The organism is Streptomyces sp. P5F9 (assembly GCF_057961495.1).
In genome coordinates this window covers 1-1,310 of sequence record NZ_JBXVPZ010000925.1, presented here as the reverse complement: position 1 = coordinate 1,310, position 1,310 = coordinate 1, and the positions used below count along the sequence as shown (strand labels likewise).

The following is a 1,310-nucleotide window of genomic DNA, read 5'->3' as shown; positions in this document are numbered from 1 at the left end:
GCTCGCCGAGGGCATCAACATCGCCGCCAGCGTTCGGCGCAACGCTCGTGACACCAGCAGGTCGCTCGCCCTCCTCGGAATCACATGATCACAAAACAGGCGTCACGCTGCTACGCCGAAGCCCCGACAAACCACCGAGCAGAAAACCACTAAAGATCTGTACGCCTTATGCGACGAGATCCAGGTTGAGTGTCTTGGCGGCTTTGCTGATCGAGCCGGGCATGAGGTGCCGGTAGATCTTGTAGGTGACCTCGATGGTTTTGTGGCCCATCCACTCCGCGACGTCCGTGATGGGAATGCCGTGGGTCAGGCAGTTGGAGGCAAAGAAGTGCCGCAGACTGTAGACGACCATGCCGTCGGGGATGTCGGTCTGCCCGGCCTTCTTGATCCGCTGCCACTGATTCGCGATGTGATAGTGGGGAAACGGTCTGGACGGGTCACCCGGGTGACGCAGGAGATAGCCATCGAAGGTGCCGTGCTTGTCCGCATACCATTCGATGGTCCGTCTCGTCCGCGCAGGCAGTGGCACGTCCCGGTACTCGTCAGGTTTGCGGTGCTTGAGCCGGTCGTACTGACCCGTGGTGCGGTTGACCTGTTCGCTAATGCGGTAGACGTCATCGGCCACGATGTTGTTGAGATTGACCGCAAATGCCTCCCCATTGCGCATCCCACACCCGCTCATCAGATCAGCGACGAGCAGGAAGCTGTCATCACCGGCAGAACGTATCCCCGGCAACTGCGCCGGCGAGGGGATCACCACACGCTTCGGGTCGTACTGCGGCGCCTTCACACCCGTCACCGGATTGTCATCGAACAACCCCAGCCGATGCGCGTCCAGAAGGATCGCCTTCAGCTTGTCGAACGCATTGGACTGCGCCGCCAGACCCACACCATTGCGCTCCATCGTCTGGATGAACCCCTCAACAACCTTGTGGTCAAAGGTGTCCATCCGCCGACTTCCCAACAGCGGCAGCAGATGAATCGACAGCAGCGACTCCAGGTGCGCCACGGACGACGGCCCCAGATCCCGCTGCCCGGCCTTCCACTCAGCCGCGTACTCCCCGAACCGCATCGCACCGTACTTCGCGACCCGCGCCGCTTTCGCCTGACCCCGCGGAGCCGCCTTCTTCGCGTTGTAGACCTCCAACAGACGATCAACAGCCTGGTCCTGATTCGAAAACCCGGACTCCTCCGTCTGCTGCCCGGCCGCCGACCGATAGCGGATCTTGTACAGATGAGGACACTTCGACCACCGCGACTTCGGATGCCCACACTCCTTGAAGAACGACCCCATCCCACGAACCAACGAA

General features: G+C 61.3%; 1 protein-coding gene. It reads right to left on the bottom strand.

Translation table 11 applies throughout. The features are described 5' to 3' along the window. Positions 1 to 166 precede the first annotated feature (166 nt). Positions 167 to 1,310, bottom strand: a 1,144-nt coding sequence (locus tag AC31A1_RS51525) for a tyrosine-type recombinase/integrase (protein WP_489659931.1), incomplete at its 5' end; no start/stop codon positions are given.